This is a genomic window from Coleofasciculaceae cyanobacterium (assembly GCA_036703275.1).
GTDB lineage: Bacteria > Cyanobacteriota > Cyanobacteriia > Cyanobacteriales > Xenococcaceae > Waterburya.
Genome location: DATNPK010000028.1, coordinates 232,483 through 251,824 on the forward strand (window position 1 = coordinate 232,483; position 19,342 = coordinate 251,824).

General features: G+C 38.8%; 23 protein-coding genes. 13 read left to right on the plus strand and 10 right to left on the minus strand.

Annotation, left to right across the window (positions count from 1 at the left end; all coding sequences use genetic code 11):
• Positions 1-125: 125 nt before the first annotated feature.
• A complete protein-coding gene (locus V6C71_07810; protein ID HEY9768403.1) occupies positions 126-395 on the minus strand; it encodes a response regulator in 270 nt (89 codons plus the stop codon).
• A gap of 340 nt (positions 396-735) precedes the next feature.
• Here V6C71_07810 and V6C71_07815 point away from each other — a divergent pair, with 340 nt between their 5' ends.
• On the plus strand, positions 736-1,143 hold the full coding sequence (locus V6C71_07815) for a response regulator (protein HEY9768404.1): 408 nt from the start codon (positions 736-738) through the stop codon (positions 1,141-1,143).
• Between the two features lie 19 nt (positions 1,144-1,162).
• Here V6C71_07815 and V6C71_07820 read toward each other — a convergent pair whose 3' ends face one another.
• From V6C71_07820 to V6C71_07830, 3 genes are all read right to left on the minus strand, one after another.
• Positions 1,163-1,954: an ATP-binding cassette domain-containing protein gene (locus V6C71_07820; protein ID HEY9768405.1), complete on the minus strand. Its 792-nt coding sequence runs from the start codon at positions 1,952-1,954 to the stop codon at positions 1,163-1,165.
• Entirely contained in the window at positions 1,947-2,969 is a 1,023-nt protein-coding gene (gene modB, locus V6C71_07825; GenBank protein ID HEY9768406.1) for a molybdate ABC transporter permease subunit, read from the minus strand. Before modB ends, V6C71_07820 begins: the two co-directional genes overlap by 8 nt.
• Before the next feature lie 140 nt (positions 2,970-3,109).
• Positions 3,110-3,283: a hypothetical protein gene (locus V6C71_07830; protein ID HEY9768407.1), complete on the minus strand. Its 174-nt coding sequence runs from the start codon at positions 3,281-3,283 to the stop codon at positions 3,110-3,112.
• A 152-nt stretch (positions 3,284-3,435) separates the two neighbouring features.
• On the opposite strand from V6C71_07830, the gene V6C71_07835 reads away from it, so the two are divergent.
• Complete coding sequence (locus tag V6C71_07835) at positions 3,436-3,669, plus strand: hypothetical protein (protein ID HEY9768408.1); 234 nt, start codon at positions 3,436-3,438, stop codon at positions 3,667-3,669.
• 319 nt (positions 3,670-3,988) lie between these two features.
• On the opposite strand, the gene V6C71_07840 is transcribed toward V6C71_07835, so the two are convergent.
• Positions 3,989-5,071: a class I fructose-bisphosphate aldolase gene (locus V6C71_07840; protein ID HEY9768409.1), complete on the minus strand. Its 1,083-nt coding sequence runs from the start codon at positions 5,069-5,071 to the stop codon at positions 3,989-3,991.
• A gap of 191 nt (positions 5,072-5,262) precedes the next feature.
• Positions 5,263-5,676 carry a globin family protein gene (locus V6C71_07845; protein ID HEY9768410.1) on the minus strand — a complete coding sequence of 138 codons (414 nt, stop codon included), beginning with the start codon at positions 5,674-5,676 and terminating at the stop codon, positions 5,263-5,265.
• A gap of 116 nt (positions 5,677-5,792) precedes the next feature.
• On the opposite strand from V6C71_07845, the gene V6C71_07850 reads away from it, so the two are divergent.
• The 8 genes from V6C71_07850 to V6C71_07885 all read left to right on the plus strand — a co-directional run bounded on the left by V6C71_07850 (position 5,793) and on the right by V6C71_07885 (position 12,111).
• Positions 5,793-6,431: a Uma2 family endonuclease gene (locus tag V6C71_07850; GenBank protein ID HEY9768411.1), complete on the plus strand. Its 639-nt coding sequence runs from the start codon at positions 5,793-5,795 to the stop codon at positions 6,429-6,431.
• A 216-nt stretch (positions 6,432-6,647) separates the two neighbouring features.
• Positions 6,648-7,748: a family 10 glycosylhydrolase gene (locus V6C71_07855; protein ID HEY9768412.1), complete on the plus strand. Its 1,101-nt coding sequence runs from the start codon at positions 6,648-6,650 to the stop codon at positions 7,746-7,748.
• Between the two features lie 30 nt (positions 7,749-7,778).
• A complete protein-coding gene (locus tag V6C71_07860) occupies positions 7,779-8,006 on the plus strand; it encodes a ribbon-helix-helix protein, CopG family (GenBank protein HEY9768413.1) in 228 nt (75 codons plus the stop codon).
• Positions 8,006-8,404, plus strand: a complete 399-nt coding sequence (locus tag V6C71_07865) for a PIN domain-containing protein (GenBank protein HEY9768414.1) — start codon at positions 8,006-8,008, stop codon at positions 8,402-8,404. Before V6C71_07860 ends, V6C71_07865 begins: the two co-directional genes overlap by 1 nt.
• Positions 8,405-8,637: 233 nt before the next feature.
• The gene (locus V6C71_07870; protein ID HEY9768415.1) at positions 8,638-8,793 is read left to right on the plus strand and encodes a hypothetical protein; all 156 of its coding nucleotides are present in this window, start codon (positions 8,638-8,640) and stop codon (positions 8,791-8,793) included.
• Positions 8,794-8,941: 148 nt separating this feature from the next.
• Complete coding sequence (lipA, locus tag V6C71_07875) at positions 8,942-9,850, plus strand: lipoyl synthase (GenBank protein HEY9768416.1); 909 nt, start codon at positions 8,942-8,944, stop codon at positions 9,848-9,850.
• Between the two features lie 495 nt (positions 9,851-10,345).
• Positions 10,346-11,608, plus strand: a complete 1,263-nt coding sequence (gene sigC, locus V6C71_07880) for an RNA polymerase sigma factor SigC (protein ID HEY9768417.1) — start codon at positions 10,346-10,348, stop codon at positions 11,606-11,608.
• 251 nt (positions 11,609-11,859) lie between these two features.
• Complete coding sequence (locus tag V6C71_07885) at positions 11,860-12,111, plus strand: hypothetical protein (GenBank protein HEY9768418.1); 252 nt, start codon at positions 11,860-11,862, stop codon at positions 12,109-12,111.
• A 71-nt stretch (positions 12,112-12,182) separates the two neighbouring features.
• On the opposite strand, the gene V6C71_07890 is transcribed toward V6C71_07885, so the two are convergent.
• Positions 12,183-12,557 (minus strand): c-type cytochrome, encoded by a 375-nt coding sequence (locus V6C71_07890; protein ID HEY9768419.1) that lies wholly within the window; start codon positions 12,555-12,557, stop codon positions 12,183-12,185.
• 206 nt (positions 12,558-12,763) lie between these two features.
• Here V6C71_07890 and petG point away from each other — a divergent pair, with 206 nt between their 5' ends.
• Positions 12,764-12,880 carry a cytochrome b6-f complex subunit PetG gene (gene petG / locus V6C71_07895; GenBank protein ID HEY9768420.1) on the plus strand — a complete coding sequence of 39 codons (117 nt, stop codon included), beginning with the start codon at positions 12,764-12,766 and terminating at the stop codon, positions 12,878-12,880.
• Between the two features lie 132 nt (positions 12,881-13,012).
• Here petG and tsaE read toward each other — a convergent pair whose 3' ends face one another.
• Together tsaE and V6C71_07905 are read right to left on the minus strand one after the other, a co-directional pair.
• Positions 13,013-13,492 carry a tRNA (adenosine(37)-N6)-threonylcarbamoyltransferase complex ATPase subunit type 1 TsaE gene (tsaE, locus tag V6C71_07900; GenBank protein HEY9768421.1) on the minus strand — a complete coding sequence of 160 codons (480 nt, stop codon included), beginning with the start codon at positions 13,490-13,492 and terminating at the stop codon, positions 13,013-13,015.
• 304 nt (positions 13,493-13,796) lie between these two features.
• On the minus strand, positions 13,797-15,140 hold the full coding sequence (locus V6C71_07905) for a gluconeogenesis factor YvcK family protein (protein ID HEY9768422.1): 1,344 nt from the start codon (positions 15,138-15,140) through the stop codon (positions 13,797-13,799).
• A 290-nt stretch (positions 15,141-15,430) separates the two neighbouring features.
• Here V6C71_07905 and ruvC point away from each other — a divergent pair, with 290 nt between their 5' ends.
• The gene (gene ruvC / locus V6C71_07910) at positions 15,431-15,997 is read left to right on the plus strand and encodes a crossover junction endodeoxyribonuclease RuvC (GenBank protein HEY9768423.1); all 567 of its coding nucleotides are present in this window, start codon (positions 15,431-15,433) and stop codon (positions 15,995-15,997) included.
• Between the two features lie 24 nt (positions 15,998-16,021).
• On the opposite strand, the gene V6C71_07915 is transcribed toward ruvC, so the two are convergent.
• Positions 16,022-17,758 carry a tetratricopeptide repeat protein gene (locus V6C71_07915; GenBank protein HEY9768424.1) on the minus strand — a complete coding sequence of 579 codons (1,737 nt, stop codon included), beginning with the start codon at positions 17,756-17,758 and terminating at the stop codon, positions 16,022-16,024.
• A gap of 274 nt (positions 17,759-18,032) precedes the next feature.
• Between V6C71_07915 and trpB the strand changes: the two genes are divergently transcribed.
• Positions 18,033-19,268, plus strand: coding sequence for a tryptophan synthase subunit beta (trpB, locus tag V6C71_07920; GenBank protein ID HEY9768425.1), 1,236 nt, complete (start codon positions 18,033-18,035; stop codon positions 19,266-19,268).
• The last annotated feature ends 74 nt before the right edge of the window (positions 19,269-19,342 follow it).

Genomic DNA, 19,342 nt, shown 5'->3' on the forward strand with positions numbered 1-19,342 from the left:
GAGCAATCAAAACAATTAAATCTTCAACCAAAAAAGGTTTAGTGAGGTAACCGTCATATCCTGCCGAAATTAGTTGCTGGCGATCTATCTTCTTTGGCTGCTGCGGTTAAGGCGATCGCCCAGATCTAGCGAAGGGAATTCTGATCGATGGTTTTTAATTGCTTAATGAGCCAGTATCCGTCTTCTTCTGGCATATAAATGTCGGAAATAATTAATTCTGGTTGAAACTTTTCTAAAATATTTAAGGCATCTTTGGCGCAGCTAACAGATTGTACTTGGGCTTCTTCTTGATTTAAAAACATTTCTACAATGTCTCTAGAATCTAAAACATCATCAACTACTATCACCCTCAATCCTTTAATCGAACTTTGAGCCTGTTTTGGATCGATTTGCATCTACCGCTGCCTCCGGTTGTAAATCAAACCATCCATAAACTTGATAACTGTGTTAATCACTATAGACTGCAAAGCTACATAACCCTCTACCTAATGATTACATAAACCTTGTCTGGCTTTCTAGATTTAATTTTCATTTAACAATAAACAATTTATGCTGAAAAAAGTTTATTTTTAATTAAGAAAGATAAAGGTTACATTTATGCTTGTTATTTTAACATTCTGCATTTATTTAGAGTGAGACTATATCATTTGATAGACATATACTGAGAAGATAATTTTATAGAATATGTAACATATATAACAAGCCAATTATGAATAACTTTGAGACAGTGTGAAGATGACCCTAGCACAAAATAGCAAGCAAGAATGCATATTAATAGTTGATGATTCTACAGACAATCTGTATTTAATGCAGTTTATTTTAGAAACTCAAGGTTATAAAGTTGGCTTGGCTAATAGTGGCGAACAAGCATTAGAACAAGTAAAAAAAGACCATCCCGATCTAATTTTGCTAGATGTAATGATGCCTCAGATGAACGGATATGAAGTAATTAAGCGATTACGAAAAGATAAAAGCTTGTCGTCAATTCCAGTATTTCTGGTAACTGCGGATAAATATATCAGCAATAATAAAGCGATCGCCGTAGGAGCTAACGGTTTAATTTACAAACCAATTGATATTGAGCAATTACTGTTAACAGTAGCTCAAACTTTAAAATCAGAAACTGATTTTGCTGAAGGTTAAATATAAGAAGAGCTAAAAGCTAATCAAACATGATTATCTTAGCAGGAGGCAGTTGAATATACCAAGGGCAAGCTATCTGCTGTAATTCCTGCCATTTGCCGAGGGAAACCTCCGCTTCTAAATGATAGTCTTCAAGGCTGCTAGGAGTTGAGTTTAATTTCAAATACAAAGTGATTTGGTTGGGAAATTCACTATGAGCTGCAAGCCAAGTAGGGAAAACATTTATCCCTTTGCTGCTTAGGGAAAACCCAATATGATGAGAATGAATTGCAATCTGAGTCAGATTTTGGGATATTGGTGGCTCAATCTCTATATTACATTGCCATTCTGTAGCCTCAATCGTTTTAGGTGCAATTAGCTTTGCTTGAGAAAAATTGTTACATCCCATTAATTGAGCCGTTTGCCAATTTGGTGGCTGATTAAAAACTTCTTGTTTTGTCCCAAAAGCGATCGCTTTACCGCGATCGATGACCAATAGTTGGGGGCAAACACTATAGGCTTGTGTCAAATTGTGAGTAACATATAACGTTAAACCAGGATAGAAAGTTAAACGTTTTTGGAGCAATTTAAGTAATTCTGTGGTCAAATTGGCATCTAAGGCAGAAAATGGCTCGTCTAATAAAGTCATCTGAGGATTACTAGCTAAGGCTCTAGCTAAGGCAATTCTTTGTTGCTCACCTCCTGATAGTTGATGAGGAAAACGGTTTTTTAAAGAGGTTAGATCTACCTGGTGTAATTGTCCGATCGCCTCTTGTTGGATAGCTGAAGCGGATTGTTTAACCGACATACCGAAAGCAATATTTTCAGCCACGGTAAGGTGAGGAAAAAGAGCATAATCTTGAAATACGAAACCTATTTCTCGCTCTTGCTGAATTAAACAAAGTTTGATTGTTGAGCCTGATTACTCCGCGATCGGGACTTTCTAAGCCAGCAATACAGCGCAAGAGAGTCGTTTTTCCTGCCCCTGAAGCCCCCAATATTCCAAGCGGAATTTGTGCGCTATCGATCTCAAAGGAAATGTCTAACAAAAAGTCAGGTAATTGCTTTTGAATATCGACTTGCAAGTTAATTTTTTCAGTACTTATATTCTTGTTGGCTTTATATGCTCTACTACTGCTACCTCGATGATTTCTACTTTTGTGACAATTTTTTTCCTTGTCCCAATAATTAATGCTTACTATGAGGCCCAGAGAAATACCGAGCAGAATAATCACTAATCTTAAAGCCCGATCCATTGCGCCGCTCTCAGCAGCAAGATAAATCGCCAGAGGAATAGTCTGAGTTTTACCAGGAATGTTTCCCGCTACCATTAAAGTTGCGCCAAATTCACCCAAAGCACAAGCAAAAGCGAGTAAAGTACCCGCAATTAGTCCAGGCTTAGCCAAGGGCAGAATAATTCGCCAAAAAATTGTAGTTTCACTAGCCCCTAAAGTTCGGGCGCAGGCAATCAAATTACGTTGTGAAGCCTTATTATCAGGTCGATCGATTTGTTGAAACGCTGCTAAAGCAGACTTATACATTAGAGGAAAAGCCACCACTGTCGCCGCGATAACGGTGGCATACCAGGAAAAAACCACTCTTATCCCCACTAAATTTAGCGATCGCCCTAAAAACCCATTTTTACCCAAAGCTAACAGCAATAAAAATCCCACTACTGTCGGCGGTAAAACCAAAGGCGCAGTTAATACTCCCTCAATGACGCTTTTTCCTTTGCCTTGATACTGACTCATCCACCATGCAGCCGAAACTCCTAAACAAAAAGTAATTATCGTAGTGGTAACTGCTGTTTTTAGAGAAATCCAAACGGGAGCTAAAACGCTGTCCACGAAGAACGGTTCACTAAACAATTATTTGTCCAATTTAAAGCATTAGCGACCAAAATATCATAGCTTGAATCTCAAACTAAGTATGAAGGAAGAAGTAGGAAGGAAGAAGCGATTAATTACTTGATACTGGCAACAGATTTCTACGCTGCAACTACAAGTGTCTGAGGTGCGACATGTTTAATTCGAGTCAGCAACCAAGAAAGTCGGTTTGTTTCGCCATCAAGCCGTTCGCAAACTGCTTCGAGTTCTTTATCCCGTACAGCTCTGGCAGCTTGCAATAAAACTATCCAACACAAAGAAACTTCATTGACCATCAAACAGAGATCGTGGTCGCGCAGTAAAGCTAGACTACCACTGCGCGGTTCTTCAAACAGTGTTTTAGTGAGTCGTTCTGGTTCTTCGCTTTTTTCTTCCCAATAGCGATCGACAAAGGGTTTGAGTGCCTCAATGTGTTGTTGCGACCAAGATGACAGTAACAGACAATTTTGACAGATATCTGGTTCGTCACAGTCCTCAAGTCAATCCGATTGAGAGATTATGGAAAGAAATCAAAAAGCATTCCAAATGGGAACTGTTTGATAATCTTAAACGCTTGAGAAGAAAGTTATCTCGAGTCTTATCAAAGCTGACTCCATTAACGATCGCATCTGTCACGGGATGGGACTTTATTTCAGACGCGCTATTTCTAGCAAACATTTAAGTATTTCATATAAGATCTTTCTGCTAGCTTCTAGGTTCAATAGATAGGGTGGGCATGACAGGAATATATACAGCCGTTTTCAGTTGAATAGACTACTTAAATTAGTTAGTTCGTAGCTGCGCAAAGCAAAGCAATGCTGCGTCGTCCGTTCAGGGACACAACTGTCTCACTTTTAGCTTTGGTAAATTTTATTATTGTGGTCTACTGATTTGAGCGCGGGGGATGCTGAACCTGAGTCAGCATATCCAACCGCGCTGTTGAAAAGCGCATTAAGTATTTGCATTCGACTGATTTTCTCTGCCTACCCTAAAAAATGTTTTTAGGCAATTGTCACTTGATCAGATAAATAAACATCTTGAATAGCATGAAATAACTTGACTCCCTCTGACATCGGACGTTGAAAAGCCTTTCTGCCAGAGATTAAACCGCAACCTCCAGCCCGCTTATTAATTACCGCGGTACGTACTACATCGACAAAATCATTATCTGCAGAAGAACCACCCGAATTAATCAAACCACTACGTCCTGCATAACAGTTAAGCACCTGATAACGGGCTAGATCGATAGGATGATCGCTAGTTAGTTCACTGTAGACTAAATCGTGTGTACGACCATATTTTTCACCTGTGGCCTTAGCAACCGCTCCATATCCGCCATTGCATTCAGGTAGCTTTTGTTTAATGATATCGGCTTCAATAGTTACACCAAGGTGATTAGCCTGTCCTGTAAGATCCGCTGCCACATGGTAGTCTTTATCTTGTTTAAAAACGTCATTGCGTAAATAGCACCAGAGAATAGTCGCCATGCCTAACTCATGAGCTTGAGCAAAAGCTTCACTTACTTCTTGGATCTGACGCGATGACTGTTCTGAACCAAAATAAATAGTTGCACCTACGGCTACTGCACCCAAATTCCAGGCTTGTTCGACATTACCAAACATAATCTCATCGGAAGGATTAGGATAAGTTAGTAATTCATTGTGATTTAGCTTGACAATAAAGGGGATGCGATAAGCATACTTACGAGACATCATTCCCAATACCCCTAAAGTAGTCGCTACGGCATTACAACCACCTTCGAGAGCCAATTTAATAATGTTTTCGGGGTCGAAATAAATTGGGTTAGGCGCAAAAGAAGCTGCCCCAGAATGCTCTACGCCCTGATCTACAGGCAAAATAGAAACATAACCAGTATTAGCTAGTCTTCCTGTGGAATAAAGCTGTTGTAAACTACGCAAGACTTGAGGATTGCGATCGCTTTGACTAAAAATACGCTCGATAAAATCTTTTCCAGGTAGATGCAGCATATCTTTCGATACTTTAGCTTTGTAGGTCAAAAGACTTTCAGCTTCGCTGCCTAATGTAGATTCAATAGTGCTAGAGGGTGAAAAAGTAGTAGTCATAGTTTTAATTTTATTAGAGAATATTCTTCCTTACTGCTTATTTTTACTAATGCTAAGAGTTTTTTTATTCTTTCCTAAGATAGTTTTATGATTATTTGCTGAGAAAGTAACGCCGCGATCGCCTACAAACAGTTTCCTGAATTCGACTTAATCAACCTAACTTAAAAGGAAATTACACGGGGCAAATTCATTTAATCCTCCAAATTTGTTCCTTCTAGCATCAATTGAGCGATCGCAGTATAGGCTTCAATCCAAGCTTGTTTAACTTCATCTGTCCAACTTTCTCCTAAAAAAGATTCCAGAGATTTTAAAAGACTATTTCCTACCATCGGATAGTGTTCTGGTAAAACACCATATTTGATATGTTTAGTACCTAAACCTCTAAGGGTTTCAGTTAAAATTTCTGGTTGACGTAAACTGTCAATCGTCAAAACTAAAGAATCAAACAACTTTTTTCTCTGTTTTTCCATTTGAGAATGGGCAAATAGTGGTTGAACTTCTGGATAATTAGTAAATAGGTTTTGATAGAATGTTTGAGTAAAATTCGTGTCGTGTTCTTTAACTATACTAAAGCTACGCTCCAATAGTTCGATATTCAATGTCATTCGTGTTTGTATATACCTGATTATTGAAAAAGATTAGGATAATAACATCCAATGACTTTTAGATTATCATCTCTAGATAAATTTAATTAATAGTGCGATCGCATCATGAAAAAACTATGTTGCTAGAAGTAAAAAGAATTATAGTTCCGCCAGGACAAACAGTAATGTTAGATGGTGTTAGCTGGGCTGAATTTGAGTCTATTTTAGAAGATTTGGGCGAAAATCGCGGTTTTAGAATAGCTTATGACCGAGGACAATTAGAAATTATGACCCCTCTACCAGAACACCAAGTTAATAAAGAATATATTAGTGACTTTGTAAAAATTCTTTTAGAAGAACTAGATATTGAATTTTGTCCCTTGGGTTCTACTACTTTTAAAAATCCGTTAATGTTCAAAGGGATTGAACCTGATAGTTGTTTTTACATTCAAAATGAAGCCGTAGTTAGAGGTAAAAATCGCTTAGATTTAACTGTCGATCCGCCACCAGATTTAGCTTTAGAAATAGATATTACTAATCGTTCTCATCCAGAGATTTATCAGTCTTTAGGTGTCCCAGAATTATGGCAATATAAACGGAGTAAGTTACAAATTTTACTATTATTAGATGGTAAATATGTAGAGTCAAATCAAAGTAGTATTTTTGCCAATTTTTCTTTAATTGAAGTAATTCCTCAATATTTGAATCAATGTCGAATCGAAGGCAGAAATAAGGGGATAAAAGCTTTTCGCAGTTGGGTGAAAAAGCAATTATAAAATGTTTAAGCTGAATTATCCTTTAGATGGAATCAACACCTAAACATCCGTCTGACTTTTAAATATTCAGTCATTTGGTTTGATCGAGTCTTTACTCGTAAAATTAGTCATCAGATGCAGGAGTTTATCAATGATTGAACCAGTTAATCTTTTAGTGCCGTTATTTCTATTAGGCTTAATCGTAATTGCAGCAATATATTTTAGTAATCAAGCTTAATGTCAGAAATACGCGGGATTTGGATCGCTAATCGTCCTCACAGCCAGGTATTAGAGTCACAAGATAACATTGTTGAGGCAATGGATTTTTTGCAGTCTTACGGCTTTAACGTAATCTTTCCTGTGGTATGGAATCGAGGTTATACACTCTATCCTAGTCAGGCGATGGATCGATATAAGTTACCTGTCATCGATCCCTATTACGAGCAACAGCAGCGCAATCCTTTATCAGAAATTATTACCGCAGCACACCAGCGTCAGATTAAAGTTATTCCCTGGTTGGAATATGGCTTTGCTGCTTCCCATCTCCTCAGCGGAGGACATATTTTAAAACAATATCCCCATTGGCAAGCAATAGACAAAAACGGCGCAAAAGTGAGACATGGTGGCTTAACCTGGATGAATGCTTTTCAGCCTCAAGTACAGCAGTTTATGCTAGAAATAATTACTGAGATTGTCAGTATATATAGTGTAGATGGAATCCAAGGTTGCGATCGCCTTCCCGCCCTCCCCGTTACCGCAGGATATGATAGCGATACTACCCGTCAATATCAATCCGTCTTTGGCAAACTTCCTCCTAAAAACCATCATGACAAGCAGTGGATACAGTGGCGCGCCGATTTATTAACCAACTTTTTAGCCAAAATGTATCGAGAGGTGAAAGCAATTAAACCCCAGGCAATTGTTTCTTTATCTCCTGCGGTATATCCTTTCTGTTTAAATAACCTGCTGCAAGATGCCAAAGCTTGGGTAGAACAAGGCTTAGTCGATATTATCCATCCGCAAATTTATCGTCCTAGTTTCTCTGGCTATAACCAAGAAGTAAAGCAGCTAATTAAAACTTTCGATCGCAATTCATTATCTAAGTTTGCCCCTGGAATTGCCTTTACCGCTAACGGTAAAGATGTAACTACTAAAGACTTGATTAAGTGTATTAAAACTAATCGCGATCGCCATTTATCTGGACAGGTTTTTTTCCATTATGAAGGGTTGCGAAAAAATAATGATGCAGTTGCGATCGCACTATTTAAATCCGCTGATTACGATCGAGTAGCAACTTTACCACCATACTTCGAGCGAGAAGCTGAAAATAATTTATAATATGTTATATGATGTTATAAATTAAATCTAATGAATTTTAGTATTTACCTTAACGATGATTTAGGAAAAAAATTGCAGGCGATTTCTGAACGAGAAGAGGTATCACGTAACCATTTGATCAATGAAGCCATAGCTCGATTAATCGAAGAGCGTGAAGCAACGAATTGGGGAGAAGAAGTCTTAAATTGGCAAGGTTGTCCAGAGTTTGAAATTAGCAGCGAAGATAATCTACTCCAACCAAAGGAAGACATTTTTTAATGACTTATTTGTTAAATACTTGTAGTCTTTCAGATTATATAAAAGGTGACATCAACACTATGGGAAGACTTAAGCAAGAGAACCCCTATAATATTTTTGTCTCATCCATTACCAGATTTGAAATTGAGTATGGGTTAAAACTAAAACCCAGCTTGAGCCAAAAAATTACTCCTCAATTGACAGCTATTTATCAAAAAATTAAAACTATTGATTTTTCTATTGCAGAAGCTAATATAGCAGCAAAAATTAGAAGCGAACTAAAACAAGCTGGTAGTCCGATTGGCTATTATGATCTCTTAATTGCTGCAACAGCACTGGCAAACAATCTAATTGTAGTAACAAGTAATATTAAAGAGTTTTCTAAAATTGAAAATTTATCAGTAGAAAATTGGCGGTAAAAAAGGTAAGTATAGTCATTCCAATTAGCTTCCGTATTTTAATTACTTATTACTTCATATAGAAACATATAAAAATAACTATTTTTGAAAAGGGAAGCCGTAAATATCCATAAAAATACAGATGTGTTTAACTCACCTAATAACTTTAAAACTCAAAATTAAGTCCTATTTCTGTTCCAAAGAAATCAACAGTGTTTTCCTCGAATTGGCTAGCATATCTCATTTGTCCAAAAATGCTTAATCTTTTACTAACAGGTGCGGATATTCCTACTTTAGCTTGCCAAGTAAGGCGAGTATCGTCTGTTACCGTTATGTCTCCATCACCTACACCTAAAGTAGATATGCCAATACCTGGGCTTAAATATGCAGATGCACTATTTTCTTATTGAATTATTGATGTAATTCAGAAAATATGCCCAATTATGCTCGATTATTCTAAGAATGAAACAGCCCTACCCCAAATTTGGGGGTTAAACGCAAAATCAATACAGGCACTTAGAGACAAGATAGAATAAGCAGTAATTAATCTTAAGTAAATTGGAGCAAGAGGGAGTGGTAGTCAAGCCAGACTGGTTAAGGGTTAAAGCACCGCAATTTGAACGAGTGGGTAGCGTTAAGGAGATATTGCGCGATTTATCGTTAAATACCGTCTGCGAAGAAGCTTCTTGCCCTAATATTGGGGAATGCTTTGCTGTAGGTACAGCTACCTTTCTAATTATGGGGCCAGCCTGTACTCGCGCCTGTCCTTATTGTGATATTGACTTTGAGAAAAAACCCCAGGCTCTCGATCCAAACGAGCCGTTGCAGCTAGCCGAAGCAGTACGCCGTCTTAAGCTTAATCATGTAGTAATTACTTCGGTAAATCGCGACGATCTACCAGACGAGGGGGCATCTCAGTTTGTACGCTGTATTGAAGAGGTGCGTAAAGTTTCCCCGCAAACCACGATTGAGTTACTCATTCCCGATCTGTGTGGCAATTGGGATAGCTTAGAAATTATCTTGGCTGCTCAACCAGATGTCTTAAATCACAATACCGAAACTATTCCTCGACTATATAAAAGAGTACGTCCTCAAGGGAATTATCAGCGATCGCTCGAACTTTTACAACGTTCCCGCAGATTTGCGCCTTGGGTATATACCAAATCTGGCATCATGGTTGGTTTGGGTGAAACCGACGCAGAAGTAAGAGAAGTTATCCAGGGTTTACGAGATGTTGACTGCGATATTTTGACTATTGGACAATATCTTCAACCTTCTCAAAAACATTTAGGAGTCAAAGATTTTGTGACCCCTCAACAGTTTCAAGCTTGGCAAGAATTTGGCGAGTCGATTGGTTTCTTGCAGGTAGTCTCTAGTCCATTAACCCGAAGTTCTTATCATGCTGAACAAGTTAGAGCATTGATGCAGCTTTATCCACGTCAAAAACCTAACATTGCTACCGTATAATCACTGAAAAATACTTAATTTTCCACAATAACGAAACCGCGATTAATTGACGGTTTCTTTTTTTTGGTTATTTTTGGGAACTAAAAGCAAAAGCTGCTGTATCTCTTGTTATCAAAAGAATAGAGATACTTATTTGACTAGTTAAATCTCGTGATCGCTCAAAGAAGTATGTAAATAAATATAACAATTTTGAATTTTCGGAAACTTTTAATCAGGCAAATACTTCCACACACCAGAAAGCAATATTTAAGGACTTCCTTAAAATCCGTGTGATTTAAACAACATTCAGCCAACCGTGTTGTTACTGAGAATAGTTGCAGCCAACCGAAAATAGCCAAAAAAACTTGCGGTTGATGTTCATTTTTACGATGAATTGGGCAATCTATTTTCAGAGGAGGAAGTCACATTCACCAATAGTCACAGCCAACTCCGTCGTCTTACGTCTGAGTCATCTGTGACCACAACCTTCACTGGAGTCGTAATTAAGAGAACGCTATGCTTGCTAATTCTTCATACGTTGAAATCGAAGGAGACAATTCTTCACCTGACACTGATATTAATTTGGATTCAGAAGCTAACTATGATAAAGATATTCTTGATAAGTTGCCAGAAGAGCTTGTCGAACTAGATTTAGATAGTGCAGATCCAGATATTATTTCTCGCAGAGGCAGCCGGACTACTACCGATTTAGTCAGATTATATCTACAGGAAATTGGCAGAGTTCCTCTACTAGAAAGAGATGAAGAAGTTTCAGAAGCACAAAAAGTTCAACGCCACATCAATATTTTAGAACGACGTGTTGAAGCTGCCGAAGCTGGTAACGTAATTCTGCAAGAATTTATTAAGTTGGTTGATGTACACGATCGCCTCGTAACTCAACTTAGTCATCGTCCTTCGATCAAAAGATGGTCGATGGCGGTGGGTATGGAAATTCCTGTTTTAAAAACCAAATTAGCCGAAGGTAAACAAGCTTGGGCCCAAGCCATGGGCTGCGATGCCAAAGAATTGGACAAAATCCAAAAAAATGGCATCCGCGCTAAAGAACACATGATTAAAGCGAATTTACGCCTAGTGGTTTCTGTTGCCAAGAAATATCAAAATCGTGGTTTAGAATTACTCGATCTGATTCAAGAGGGAACTCTCGGCTTAGAAAGAGCAGTCGAAAAGTTCGATCCCACCAAAGGTTACCGTTTTAGTACTTATGCTTACTGGTGGATTCGCCAGGGAATCACTAGAGCGATCGCTACTCAAAGCAGAACGATTCGCCTCCCTGTTCATATTACGGAAAAGCTTAACAAAATTAAAAAAGCTCAGCGCAAAATTTCTCAAGAAAAAGGACGTACTCCCAAAATTGAGGATCTTGCTCAAGAGCTAGATATGACTGCTGCTCAAATTCGCGAAGTCCTGTTGCGCGTACCTCGTTCCGTTTCTTTAGAAATCAAAGTCGGTAAAGAGAAAGACACTGAGTTAGGCGATTTACTCGAAACTGAAAGCGCTTCTCCAGAAGAAACCTTAATGCGGGAATCTTTACAGAAAGACCTGCATTATTTGCTATCAGAATTAACCAGTCGCGAACGGGAAGTAATTCAGATGCGCTTTGGTTTTGGTGGCGAAAAACCATTTTCTCTGGCGGAAATTGGTCGCTGCTTAGAACTATCTCGTGAACGAGTACGCCAAATTGAAGCCAAAGCTTTACAAAAACTACGTCAACCCCGACGCAGAAACCTAATTAGAGATTATCTAGAGTCGCTAAGTTAAATTATTCATACTTTTAACGATCAAAGGGTTAAGCATTGTGCCTAACCCTTTTTCTTATTTTCAGTAGTTAATTTGATTATATGAAATAGAAAAAATAATGCGTCACAATTTTTCGTAGGGGCGTTTGCCAAACGCCCTTACAGATTTTTATTTGTAGCCAACATTTAAGTATTTCATATTATTTATGGTTTAATGACGTTTCTCAGCAAATTTATGGGAACTATAAATCTTACAGTTTTCAACTAGTTTCTATGCCTAGAAAAGCCGACGAATACGCAGTTCATATCTTAATTTCTGGTGGTCACAGAGAAGAAGTTCGATTCAACACTGTTCAAGAATTTCAAAAATGGTACACTAGCTCGCTAGTGGCAAAATCTGATTCCGAAGATTTTGTTAATGTACCAATTAAAAACATTCAGGGAGAGTACATGGTACTCCGACCTAGAAACGTTTTAGCTATTCGAGTAGAACCAGTATTCCTCGGTAGTGTAGAAAGATTTTAAATTTTAACCTAAAAATTTTCTTTAAATAATTAAAAGCAGTCAATTAGCTTCTCGATTGACTGCTTTTGAATTTAAAGCTGACTTAAATAACTTAGTAAATCTGCCATCTCTTGCTTGCTGGGCTGAAATTTGGGCATTGGGGGTGTTCTGCCACTAGTTACCTGGGTAATAATGTCTCGCTGAGATTTACGTTTAGTAATATCTTCTAATCTCGGACCAACATTTTTATCTGCTCGCAAATTGTGGCATCCCGCACAATTTATTTGAAACATAGCTAAACCTTTTTGAGTATCTCCCTCCAAGGACAACACATCGTAAGCATAGGGGTCTGAAGTTTTTTGCCAATAGATACCCAGAATACTAAATCCGACAATAAGCATTACAGCCATGATGATTAATAAAAGACGGTTTAGCCAAACACGAGATTGGACTAACTGGTTATCCACTGTTGATCTTAAAAAAATTTATGAATGTTTACTTATATTTATTATGATTTATAAACTAGCTTAAAACCTAGAGGTGAGCCAAGGCAAGATGTAATTGTAGTTTCATTTTTGGCTAATTTTGCTCGAGCTTGGTTTGGATGACAGCCATACCAAAATTAGCGTAGGATATATTTTAGTTAAATAATTTATTTTAAGGAGACATTATTGTGATAGAACCTTTACTTTTGGGTATTGTTTTAGGTCTAATTTTTATTACCTTGGCAGGACTGTTTTTCGCTGCCTATATGCAATACAAGCGCGGTAATCAGTTAGGTATTGACTAAATTTTAAAAGCGAAACTTTTATTTTGAATAGTTAAGACTAATATATCAATCAAAAATTGACTAGAGTAAGGAAACTATAAATTTAATTTCTTTGCTCTTTTTATTTGGTCTATCTATAATGCTCTACCATAATTAGGTAATCTGGCGAAAACTTTGGATAAACTTTAGATCGTAAGTATTTATGCCGTAAACCTGAAGGCGGGCTTGTCTTTGCGGGAATGGTGCAGTAGCAGTAAGCTCAATTTCTAAATAGCTAGACGGTCGAATAGATAAGCGTTGCGACCATTCGATCGCCGTGATACCAGGCTCGACTTCAATACCCGACCAATAGATTTCGGGATAGATACTATCAACCTGACTCGGCTCCAGGCGATACAAATCTAAGTGATACAAGGGTATACGACCATCTAAATATTCGTTGATTAGCGTAAAAGTAGGACTAACTATCGACTCGCTAATATCAAGACCTTGACCAATTCCTTGAACTAAAGTGGTTTTGCCTGCTCCTAAATTACCCAAGAGGAAAATAGTATGACCAGGAAGAAGATGTTTACCTAGCAGATAACCAAGATGCCGAGTATCTTGGAGAGTAGGCAAAAGTATTGTAGGCATCGATAGCAAGCCTTAATTGAAAAATAAAAAATGCTGCCTAATAGGCTGAGGAAAACAAAGACTGTTTCAGGCAAATAAAAAGTTTATCGAAATTTCATATTAATTAGTGGGTTGCAATACACGTTCTTCATAATGAATTGATAGATTATAAATAAGCCAAGTAACTTTAAGTTGGGATAACAAAGTAAAGCGGCTGACTAGGCTGTTTTGCTTTGTTACTTCCCTTATCTCTTTAACTAACTTCAATATATTCTAATTTTTAGAGGCAATACTTTCAAGAATACGCCTCTCAACTATTAGATTTTTAAATCTTAGGCTGCCACTTGCCACTGTACCATCGCAGTAGAACTCTGGCTAGCTGATCGGAGTTGTGGCGTACGTGACCTTGTGATAAATCTTCTTCCATCACGTTTGCCGTAACTATTCTTCTGTTTAATTTAGCGATCTCTTGGCGATCTAAATCAACTGGATGAGAATTTTCTAAAGCATAGCGCTGTAATGATACAGGACTAGGAAGTTTACGATGTACTAAAACAGCATCAAACAATTTTCTTTTGCTGATGCGGTCTATTTCGCGAATATGATCCCCAACGCTATAACCTTCTGTTTCTCCAGGCTGAGTCATAATATTACAAACATAAATGCGAGGAATATTAGCATTAGCGATCGCATCTCTGATATCAGGTACTAATAAATTAGGAATAATACTGGTATAAAGACTGCCTGGACCAATAATAATATATTCTGCTTCTTCGATTGCTTTTACTGCTGTGGGGAGTGCAGGAGGATTTGCGGGAATACAGCCAATGCTTTTAATTCTGCCTTTGGCTTCAGGAATATTTGATTCTCCTTCAATTATTCTTCCGTCTTCCATTTCTGCCCACAAACTAACGTCGCTTAAGGTAGAAGGTAAAACTTTCCCGCTAATGGCTAAAACTTTTGAGCTAGCAGTTGCTGCCTGTTCTAAATCTCCAGTAATCTCGCTCATCACGGTAAGAAATAAATTGCCAAAACTATGCCCAACTAAACCATCTCCTGCTTTGAAGCGATATTGAAATAATTCAGTCAGCAATTCCTCCTCGTCGGCTAAAGCTGCTAGGCAGTTGCGAATGTCTCCAGGAGGTAATACTCCTATTTCTCTTCTTAGCCTTCCAGAAGACCCTCCATCGTCGGCTACGGTAACAATAGCCGTAATGTTGCTGCTATATTCTTTTAAACCTCTTAAAAGGGTAGATAGCCCAGTTCCACCGCCAACAACAACAATCTTCGGACCACGATTCAGACGACGACGGTCTAGCAGCATATCGACCAGTCTTTTATCTTTGTCTACTCCCAAAACATCAGTGATCGAACCCATCGTGCGAGATTGTCCCCAAAAAACCAGAAATATTCCCGCGATTAAAACAATTGGTCCAGAAACATAGCTAGGAACGACGGTAGTTAAAAATTCTAAAAACTCTGAAGTAAAGGATAGCAAACGATAAATCGGCGTAAGCTTGCTCCAAATGGCAGTCCCAATAGCTGCCAAAACAAAACCGCTAGCACTTAAGAGTAGCCATCGTTTAATAAATAGTCCTGGAGACAACCACTTGAATAATCGAGTTCTGTGACCAAGATTTTTTTTGCGCGAAAAAGATGAATTTTTCATCCCAGGTAAAAAAACATTTTCTAAGTATTAATGTCAGAGTCGTTATCATAAACCTAAACACTTGAGCTTCAAACGACTTAATAAGCTGAATAACTACTATTACATTAATAAACGTCAGTTCCTTCAACGGGTCACAGACCCCTTCGGGTTCAGCACTTCTTACGACGGTCACCTGCGGCGGGAAACCCGTCCGCAGTGCCGTCGCGCTTCTTGCTCAGTAGCCTCAACGCGGTGAAACCGCGCAACGGCTCTTCGCGCTTTTCTCAACGGAGGATACCTCCGCAACGAAAGTGCTGAACCGCAACGGACTGGCTATTGAAAGAGCTTATGATTTTAAGATTAATCGTATCCTGCCAGAAATGGAAATTAAAATTTTAGGATTAGACCCAGGAATAGCCATATTAGGTTTCGGCACTATTATCTGTCATACCTCAGGTAAAGTCGATACGATTGATTTAGTTAAGCTTGAAGACTTTGGAGTAATTGAAACTGCTGCCAAAACTCCTTTTGGCGATCGCCTTTGTACGATCTATGACGATCTACATACGTTAATTGACGAAATCAATCCCGATTTAGTAGCGGTAGAAAAACTATTCTTTTATCGCATGAGTCACACAATTACCGTAGCTCAAGCAAGAGGTGTTTTGATGTTAGTTTTAAGTCAGGCTCGTCTTCCCTATGTAGAATTTACACCGCCAGAAATTAAAAAGGCATTAACGGGCTACGGTAATGCCGACAAACTGGAAGTTCAATCAGCTGTAGCGCGAGAACTGGCTTTAGACTTTATTCCTCGTCCTGATGATGCTGCCGATGCTTTAGCGATCGCCTTAACTGCCTGGTTTCATCAAAGTACTTAAACTATATCCATTTTCAGCTTTTAGTTAGCGAATACCGCAGCCAGCTTGCGCGATCGCTTTTGCTTGACGATCTGTAGTCAACTTTAAAACTTGTTTAAAAGCCTGTGGCGCAGCCGAAGCTTCAGGAGTTTCACAGAGGCTAATCCCCTTGTACAGCCAGTTAATTGCCTGTTGCTCTTGCGTCAAATTGTCATGCTGTAAAATCTCGGCAAAAGCTGTAATTGCTTCGGTATAATGACCCAATCTATATTGTGCAATTGCTTGACCCTGTAGGCCTGATAAGTAGTCTGGTGAATATTCTAGAGACTGCTCAAAAGCCGATAGCGCTGGTTGATTCTGATTTAGCTTTAACCAGCTTTGTCCTTTTTGGTTAAAAGCGATCGCTAAATTACGGCGATCAGTTGCTTCGGATGGCGATTTTAGGAGTAATTTAATTGCTCGCTCACTGGCAGCTATTGCCTGAGAGTGCTGTTGTAGACGAGCTAAAACTTGGCTTTGGTTGAGCCAAAAAGTTGCCTGGTTAGGATTAATCGCGATCGCTTGCTCAAAAGCTTTTCGGGCAGCTTCAAGACGATCCAAGTAATATAGTGCTTCTCCACGACAATTCCAACCCATGGAGGCTTTGGGTTTAATTAAAGTGGCCGTAGAACACGATTGCAACATTTGATCGTACTGCTTTAATCCTGACCAGGCAGATCCGCGATTAATCCACAGCTGATGGGACTGACCTCTGTCGGTTTGTAATAGTCGGTCATAAGCGGTAATTGCGGCGGCATATTTTTTTTGGTTCAGCAAATCTTTAGCTCGATCTAACTGCTGAAACTGAAAATATTTAGCTATTAAATAAAAACTTCCCCCAGCGATCGCCGCGATGACCAGTAGGCAAGTGATAATTTTGGCTAATCTAGAAAAATTTGATCTCACATCATTAGAAATTTGTTGGAGAAATAAGTTAGCAGAATTGTTGTTCTCATTGTGATTGATTAAGCTGTCACTTTGAATCAGTTGATTTTTTAGCCAGACATGATTAAAAACATCGCGGTAGATGCGGTTAGCTATTTGGACTCGATCTTTCTTTAACTTTATCAGACCAATTCTCAGTAAATATTCTTGTTCTGGTGTTTGGTCGAAAAAAGTAGACTGACTGTGCCAAATTGCTTGATAACTAAGCAATAAATATTCGCTCGAACCAGAATAAGCCAGCATTTGAGACTTTAATTGTCGAAGATGTGTTGCAGCTATCCCCTTTTCCCAGTCATCAATAATATATAGATGGACTAACTGGGAAATTTTAGCTACTTCTTGATTTCGAGGAATAAAAGATTGGCGATCGCGAATAATTTGATAGATTTTTTGGCTTAAGAAAGGGTGTCCATCCGTCCAGGCGTTTACCTCGGTTAAAACTTTATAGGGAAGACTAGCTTTAAGATCTAAATCAAACAATTTAAGTCTGATCTTGCTATAGGGGCGTAAACGCATGAGTTGGTTTTCAATCCAACTATCGTTGAAACTATCGCGATCGAGAGCTGGATCTAACCTAATTTTATGCTGGTATAGAACTACTAACCCGCTTTTGAGTAACTCATGTTCTGCCTTGCTTCCAGTAGCAATAATCTCTTGTTGTTGCCAAACCTGCTGATACAAGCTAAACAAAATTTGGGGATCGCACTCTTGATTATAAAAAAGATGATTTTCAATGTTGTTGAGGCGGTTTATCTCTGCCTCAGTTGATGTCTGTGCTATTCGATTGCTATTCCACATCTAAAAGATAGACTTAATTTTAAGTAGCACCACATCTTAAACACTGGTTGGCAATAATGTCAGTTTGAGTTTAAAAAATTCAATGGTGAGGATAGCTTTTAGCTTTTATTTACTTTAAATACAGCAATAATTGCTCAAAGTAGCTCATCAAAATAGTCATCGTTACACTGCCTTCGGTAGACAAATAAATACCGAGCGCTGATGATCGAGAGCTTCATCACACTAAACGGTAAAATTGTAATAGCATCTACTATTAAACATACAACGTTCTTTTATGACTGCTACTCCAATAAAACACGATCTCACTCTGTCTGGACCCGATGAGCTAGGACGCTTTGGTCCCTATGGTGGTAAATATGTTCCTGAAACTTTGATGCCTGCCTTGGCTGAATTAGAAACCGCTTACAATAAATACAAACACGACCCTGAATTTATTCAAGAATTGCAGGGACTACTAAAAGATTATGTCGGTCGCGCCAATCCGCTTTATTTTGCCGAACGTCTCAGTCAACACTATACTCGTCCCGATTTTCAACCAGAAATTTATCTTAAGCGGGAAGATCTAAACCATACGGGAGCGCATAAGATTAATAATGCTCTAGCTCAAGCTCTTTTGGCGATTCGGATGGGCAAAAAGCGAATTATTGCCGAAACAGGGGCAGGACAGCATGGAGTAGCTACCGCCACCGTCTGCGCTCGCTTTGGCTTGGAATGTATCATTTATATGGGCGTAGAAGATATGGAAAGACAAAAGCTCAATGTCTTTCGGATGCGTCTATTGGGGGCAACAGTTCAACCTGTTTCTGCTGGTACTGGTACGCTCAAAGATGCTACTTCCGAAGCAATTCGTGACTGGGTGACTAATGTCGAAAGCACTCACTATATTCTCGGTTCGGTAGCAGGACCTCATCCTTACCCCATGATGGTTAGAGATTTTCATGCTGTCATCGGTAAAGAAACTCGCCAACAGTGCGCTGAAAAATGGGGCGGACTTCCCGATATTGCGATCGCCTGTGTTGGTGGTGGTTCTAATGCAATAGGTTTATTTTATGAATTTATTCCCGAGTCTAGCGTTCGCTTAATTGGAGTTGAAGCTGCTGGAGAAAGTGTCGCTTCTGGCAAACACGCTGCTACCTTAACAGAAGGTCGTCCAGGGGTGCTGCATGGTGCAATGAGCTATCTTTTGCAGGATACCCAAGGACAAATTATTGAAGCTCATTCGATTAGCGCTGGTTTAGATTATCCTGGTGTGGGTCCAGAACATAGCTATTTAAAAGATACTCAACGAGCCGAATACTATGCCATTACCGATACCGAAGCGATCGCCGCTTTGCGTCTTTTGTCACAATTAGAAGGTATTATTCCTGCTTTAGAAACTGCCCATGCCTTTGCCTATCTAGAGCAGCTTTGCCCTCAATTGACAGGAACTCAGCGAATTGTTTTAAATTGCTCGGGAAGGGGAGATAAAGACGTGCAGACCGTAGCTAAATACTTAGGCGATCAATTTTAAAGCGAGGATCATTGAATTCCCTTATTTGCCGTTTTAAAATGGTTGAAATTGCGGTGGTCACACAATTCACAAAA

What these genes read in the sequence shown, in the direction of transcription:
- V6C71_07845 (HEY9768410.1), bottom strand. Translation starts at nt 5,676, where the DNA reads ATGACATTGAATATCGAACTATTGGAGCGTAGCTTTAGTATAGTTAAA.
- V6C71_07885 (HEY9768418.1), top strand. Translation starts at nt 11,860, where the DNA reads ATGCCTAGAAAAGCCGACGAATACGCAGTTCATATCTTAATTTCTGGT.
- V6C71_07835 (HEY9768408.1), top strand. Translation starts at nt 3,436, where the DNA reads ATGACAGTAACAGACAATTTTGACAGATATCTGGTTCGTCACAGTCCT.
- sigC (HEY9768417.1), top strand. Translation starts at nt 10,346, where the DNA reads ATGCTTGCTAATTCTTCATACGTTGAAATCGAAGGAGACAATTCTTCA.
- V6C71_07915 (HEY9768424.1), bottom strand. Translation starts at nt 17,758, where the DNA reads ATGTGGAATAGCAATCGAATAGCACAGACATCAACTGAGGCAGAGATA.
- V6C71_07870 (HEY9768415.1), top strand. Translation starts at nt 8,638, where the DNA reads ATGCTTAATCTTTTACTAACAGGTGCGGATATTCCTACTTTAGCTTGC.
- V6C71_07850 (HEY9768411.1), top strand. Translation starts at nt 5,793, where the DNA reads ATGTTGCTAGAAGTAAAAAGAATTATAGTTCCGCCAGGACAAACAGTA.
- V6C71_07815 (HEY9768404.1), top strand. Translation starts at nt 736, where the DNA reads ATGACCCTAGCACAAAATAGCAAGCAAGAATGCATATTAATAGTTGAT.
- trpB (HEY9768425.1), top strand. Translation starts at nt 18,033, where the DNA reads ATGACTGCTACTCCAATAAAACACGATCTCACTCTGTCTGGACCCGAT.
- V6C71_07855 (HEY9768412.1), top strand. Translation starts at nt 6,648, where the DNA reads ATGTCAGAAATACGCGGGATTTGGATCGCTAATCGTCCTCACAGCCAG.
- V6C71_07865 (HEY9768414.1), top strand. Translation starts at nt 8,006, where the DNA reads ATGACTTATTTGTTAAATACTTGTAGTCTTTCAGATTATATAAAAGGT.
- V6C71_07830 (HEY9768407.1), bottom strand. Translation starts at nt 3,283, where the DNA reads ATGGTCAATGAAGTTTCTTTGTGTTGGATAGTTTTATTGCAAGCTGCC.
- V6C71_07860 (HEY9768413.1), top strand. Translation starts at nt 7,779, where the DNA reads ATGAATTTTAGTATTTACCTTAACGATGATTTAGGAAAAAAATTGCAG.
- V6C71_07810 (HEY9768403.1), bottom strand. Translation starts at nt 395, where the DNA reads ATGCAAATCGATCCAAAACAGGCTCAAAGTTCGATTAAAGGATTGAGG.
- V6C71_07840 (HEY9768409.1), bottom strand. Translation starts at nt 5,071, where the DNA reads ATGACTACTACTTTTTCACCCTCTAGCACTATTGAATCTACATTAGGC.
- tsaE (HEY9768421.1), bottom strand. Translation starts at nt 13,492, where the DNA reads ATGCCTACAATACTTTTGCCTACTCTCCAAGATACTCGGCATCTTGGT.
- V6C71_07905 (HEY9768422.1), bottom strand. Translation starts at nt 15,140, where the DNA reads ATGAAAAATTCATCTTTTTCGCGCAAAAAAAATCTTGGTCACAGAACT.